A 4,724-nucleotide genomic window follows, 5' to 3' on the forward strand; every position below is an offset into this window, starting at 1 on the left:
CGGCCGACGGGTCCGGCCTGTCGCCGGCCTGGCCCGTCGCGTCCGTCCGCCGTGCCTGTTCTGGATCTTCCGGCCGGGTGAGGCGGAAGGTTCCAGGTCGCCCCCCGAGGCCTGGTCGTCGCTCCCGGTGTGTGCCGGGTCGACCGGCCAGGCCTCGGGCTCTCGCCCGCGGACCATCTCGTTGATCGCTGGTCTGGCCGGGGTGCCGCGTGGCGGGGCACCATCCGGCGGGGCCGGACGTCCCGTTGTGCCTGGTCGGTCTGGCATGCCGGACGGGGCCCAAGGCGCCAGGGGTGGGGGAATCCCGTCATCTTGCGCGTGGAGTCCCGACGTGGCACCCTGTCTTTAGGGAAGCCTTAGCTAAGCCATCGCGCCTGTAGTTGGCTGGCGAGGCATCCCCGGCAGGGTCGTCCCACTGCCGATCGGCGCACTCGCGGCGCACGGTCGGCTCGGCCTGGTGAGGTGCGGTGCTCGTCTGTTCCTGTTTCGCGGTGTCCGATCGGACGCTGCGTGAAGTGATCATCTGTGGTGCCCGCGACGTCGACGAGATCGGCGAACACTGCGAGGCCGGCACGGGCTGCGGCGGGTGCGTCGAGGAGATCGAGGATCTGCTCGACGAGATGGTCCCGGGCTGCGGCCGCCGGTTGGTGGCCTGATCGGGCCCACGTGGGTTCCCGGTCCGGGTACGCCCGTCAGGAACTCGCTGACAGCGCGCTGACCAGCGCAGACACCTCACAGAGCGCTACTGGCGAAGCGGTCGTTTCTGTACGAGGTAGCACGATCTGATGGTCCGTCCGGCGGGCTTTCACTGCGCTGCGTAACGTCCTCGCTGTGGCTCGGAGACTGGCGCGCATCGCTGAACCGCGCCCGGATGTGGCGGGTATGTCCCATTCGTGGCAACTGGCCGTCGTGGGTGCCCTCATGCTGGGTCTGGTGACGCTGCTCGGGCCCGCGCAGCCGCCGGGCAGCGGGGCACCCGTCGCGTCGACGGCCGCCAAGGTGCGACCGGCCGCCTCGAGCGTGGTGCCGCCCATCCAGCCCGATCCGGGGGCCGCGGGCCCATGGCCGGTGGGCTACCGAACGGTGCGACTGGCCGATCCGCATCGCCTCGGTCGGATCCTGACCACCTCGCTGTGGTATCCGGCACGGCCCGACGCGACGGCCGGTTCGACCCTGCCGCGCACGGTCGAACTGCCTGCCGGTGCGGGTGCCGTGCGGCCCCTGGATCTCGGGCCGGTGGGCTCTCGCGCAGCGGTGGCGGCCGCGGCTTTCGCGGCCGCGGGTACGGACGCCGGTGCCGGTGCCGGTGCTGATGGGGGTGGGGGCTGGTCGCCGCTGGGCGGGGCCTGTCCGGCGGCGGCGTTCGAGGCGGCGCCGGACAGGCCGGGGCGGGCGGCGTTCTATCCGGTCCTCGGTCCGGTCGGGCTGGTCTCGACGCTGGCTGTGACCGATGCCGCCCCGGCGAGCGGACCGTTCCCGCTGGTGGTGTTCTCCCACGGCAGCGCCGGCAGCCGGGTGCAGGCCGCGACCCTGCTGGAGGGGCTGGCCAGCCACGGCTATGTGGTCGCCGCCCCCGACCACACGGGCGACACCCTGCTGGACGCGGCGGCCGGCCAGACCGAACCGCAGGTCCCGATGGCGGTCGAGCGTTCCCGTGACCTGTCCGCGGTGCTGGACGCGTTGACCGATCCGTCCTGCCAGGTGCGCGATCTGGTCCGGTCCGACCAGATCGCGACCGTCGGCTTCTCCTTCGGCGGCCTGACGTCGATCGTCTCCAGCATCGGCCTGCTGGACGCCCCCGCTGATCCCCGGGTGCGGGCGTCGGTGGGGCTCTCCGCGGCGACGTCGCCGCTACCCGCCGCGTGGCTGGCCGAGAACCGGGTGCCGACGCTGCTGCTCGGCGGTACCCGGGACACCTCGATTCCGCTGAGGCTGAACGCCGAGCGCGCGTTCGGCCAACTGACCTCGTCGCGGCCACGGGTGCTGGTCACCGTCGCCGACGACACCCACAACTCGTTCACCGATGTCTGTCGCCAGGCCGCTCTGGTCCGTGACCGGGGCATACCCGCGCAGGTGGGCACGCGGATCGCGCTGACCGCGGCCGCGACCTGCGGGCCGCCGATGATCGACCCGGTACGAGCCGAACTGCTGGTTCAACGGGCCACCGTGGCGTTCCTGGACTGGCAGCTACGCGGCCGGGCCGACAGCGGGCGCTTCCTCACCGAACAGGCCCTGGGTGATCCCAGCACGGTGAAAACCCGTACGGTGCTCTGAGGGACCCGGATCGACCGTTCAGGTCAATGGACGGAAGCAGGCGGTGGCCGGATCCTGCGGATCGACGGTGTAAAGGGCCAGGGTACCGGCCATCTCACGCGGATCGATGTCATGGTTGAGCATCAACGCGTGCAGGTCGGAAACCATCCGCAGGGTGTGATCCAGCAGGATCACGGCTATGCCGGACGGGCGCCGAACGCATTCCCCGAAGCGCGCGGTGGCCCCGGGATCGCCGGTGAGTTCGGCCAGCACGCCGAGCCTGATGCGCTCGGCGAGTTCCTCCCACACCCGCTCGCATTCCGGGGCTTCGACGCCGCGCCAGATGCCGGAAACCCGAAGGCTCTCGACGACCGCGGTGGGCTGGCAGCCGGTGCGGAGATGCACGGCCACGGCCCACATCGCCATCAGCCAGCACAGCCCCCGCAGAGTGTGTTCGGGATCGGCGTGGGCCTGCTCGTACAGATGCTGTTCGGACTGCGTGCGGCTGGCCGGGGCAAGCCAGGCACCGGCCAGCCGTTCCAGGTCGACGATCTGCACCATCGGCAGGTCCGCTGGGTGTGGGCGCCCCAGAGCTGCGGCGCGGCCGGATTCGGCGTCGACCAACGCGAGTGCTCCTGGGTCGGAAAGTGTCTGCCAGGCCAGACCCGCCGATGGCATGGGCCCACGTTAGACCTCCGGCACCGCGGAAAACCATGGTGTTGAGCGCACCATGTGAAATCGGCGGGATCAGCGGGCCATCACGAATCGGTGGAACATCGGATGGATCGCGAAGTGGTGCACGCTGTGTGGTGCGGGCCTGGGGCGGCGGACCTGCCGGGCGAAACCGATGTCATCCACCCACGATCCGAACTCGGCCGCCGGACCGGCGCCGGTCGACGCGGCGCCGCCGCGGTCGTCGGCGCCGCCTGGCCGGCCTGGGCCGGGGGGCGGATCGGTGGGCGCCGGGTCGGCGGCGGTGAGGAAGCCGACGTTCCACAGCAGTTCGAGGATCGTCTCCGGCTCCCGACTGTCGATCCACTGCCGGGCCTCGGGAGTCAGCCCCACCGAGCCGGTCGCCATGTCCAGCAGGAACAGTTCCAGCTCCGGCCGTGACCACACCTCGGGGCCGGCGCGGAAGGTCTGGAAGACCCCGAGCAGACCGGGTGAGCCGAACCGGTACTCGGCGGCGATGTCCCGGGTGCGTTCGGCCGAGTAGGTCGGTTCCACCGCCAGGATGTCCCGCGGTGTGATCCGCACCGACGCCCGTGCGCTGTGCGCGCGGGCATGGTCAAGCGCGTGGCTGCAGAACTGGATGATCTCCCGTGGCCGGCCCAGGGAACGGTCGACCATATGGCGGAACGACCAGGCTGGCCGGGTGAAGGCCGCCTTCCAGCAGGCGTCGTCGTCGCGGGTGTGACAGTCGGCCACGGTGTGCCTGATCCGGCCGGCGATCAGCTGCCACAGCCCTTCCTCGTCCCAGGTGACGACCTCGATGAGGTCCCGGAACTTCTGGGCATCGTCATAGATCGCGGGAATGCTGTCGTAGAGTTCCTGCCGCAGGGACATGCGGATTCGCAGGTTCGGTGACAGGTCGTTGATCGTCATACAGGCCTGGGCGTCTTCGGAGGAGTCCCAGCCCCGGTCCAGTTCGTCCACCAGAACGGTGACCCGGCTGCGTTCGCACAGGCGGATGAGCGGGGCCACCAGATGGTCTATCTCATGCAGCTTGTAAAGGTGCTGCAGTTCCCTGGTGCGGATGCCGGCCTCGAAGCGGCCGACCTTGACCGACTCGATGCGACGCAGGTAGGAGACGAAACTGTCGAACGGGCTTTCGGACATACCGGCGTGGTTGTCCCGCAGGTAGGTGTAGATCTGGCTTTCGGCGCCGCGCCGCAGCCGGCCGTGCCGCCGGGTCACCTCTTTCATGATCAGAACAAGGAGAAGGTATTTCCAGGCGGTCGCGTAGGCGCCCAGTTTCGCCCACGCGCCGTCCAGTTCGCGGGTCATCGCGGAGCTCAGGAACTCGTAGGAGTAGTCCTCCGGCGCAAGCTCGATCACCAGGCCACCCGCATCGCGCTGGCGGTGGGCGATCGTCTTGAAGATGGCACTCTTCCCGGCGCCGCGGTTGGCGACGAGGATCGTCTTGATACCCGAACTCATCTGGGTGTAGGCGGAGGACTCGATGAAATAGGCGTCGAGGCCGCGTCGGACGTCACGTTCCGCTGCGGCCGCGCCGAAACTGAGCCGGGCAAGGTCGACCATGCGGACCCCTTTGGCCGAACGATGGTGACGGTGCGGGCCGATCGGGGTGTGACGATACCGTGATGTCGAAGCGCTGTCGGCGAAATATTCGTAAAGCGGCCGACTCGCGCGCAAAAGGCGAGGTCCGGGGCCGGCGACGTCAGTCGCGTCCGGACCTCGCCTTTTCGATACCTACCCGCCAGGCCCGAGGACGGGGTGGTTCGACGGGT

Annotated in this window: 4 protein-coding genes; 2 read left to right on the plus strand and 2 right to left on the minus strand. The window is 69.9% G+C overall.

From position 1 onward, the window contains the following. The first annotated feature begins 467 nt into the window (after positions 1–467). A complete protein-coding gene (locus G6R24_RS18375) occupies positions 468–656 on the plus strand; it encodes a (2Fe-2S)-binding protein (protein ID WP_163550442.1) in 189 nt (62 codons plus the stop codon). Positions 657–882: 226 nt separating this feature from the next. After that, the gene (locus tag G6R24_RS18380) at positions 883–2,274 is read left to right on the plus strand and encodes an alpha/beta hydrolase family protein (RefSeq protein ID WP_163550443.1); all 1,392 of its coding nucleotides are present in this window, start codon (positions 883–885) and stop codon (positions 2,272–2,274) included. An 18-nt stretch (positions 2,275–2,292) separates the two neighbouring features. On the opposite strand, the gene G6R24_RS18385 is transcribed toward G6R24_RS18380, so the two are convergent. Together G6R24_RS18385 and G6R24_RS18390 are read right to left on the minus strand one after the other, a co-directional pair. Further along, positions 2,293–2,931, minus strand: coding sequence for a hypothetical protein (locus G6R24_RS18385; RefSeq protein WP_163550444.1), 639 nt, complete (start codon positions 2,929–2,931; stop codon positions 2,293–2,295). 69 nt (positions 2,932–3,000) lie between these two features. Next, positions 3,001–4,515, minus strand: a complete 1,515-nt coding sequence (locus G6R24_RS18390) for a P-loop ATPase, Sll1717 family (RefSeq protein WP_163550445.1) — start codon at positions 4,513–4,515, stop codon at positions 3,001–3,003. Positions 4,516–4,724: the final 209 nt, after the last annotated feature.

Origin of the sequence: Candidatus Frankia nodulisporulans (genome assembly GCF_902806475.1) — a bacterium.
Classification (GTDB): Bacteria; Actinomycetota; Actinomycetes; order Frankiales; family Frankiaceae; genus Frankia; species Frankia umida.

What these genes read in the sequence shown, in the direction of transcription:
- G6R24_RS18380 (WP_163550443.1), top strand. Translation starts at nt 883, where the DNA reads ATGTCCCATTCGTGGCAACTGGCCGTCGTGGGTGCCCTCATGCTGGGT.
- G6R24_RS18385 (WP_163550444.1), bottom strand. Translation starts at nt 2,931, where the DNA reads ATGCCATCGGCGGGTCTGGCCTGGCAGACACTTTCCGACCCAGGAGCA.
- G6R24_RS18390 (WP_163550445.1), bottom strand. Translation starts at nt 4,515, where the DNA reads ATGGTCGACCTTGCCCGGCTCAGTTTCGGCGCGGCCGCAGCGGAACGT.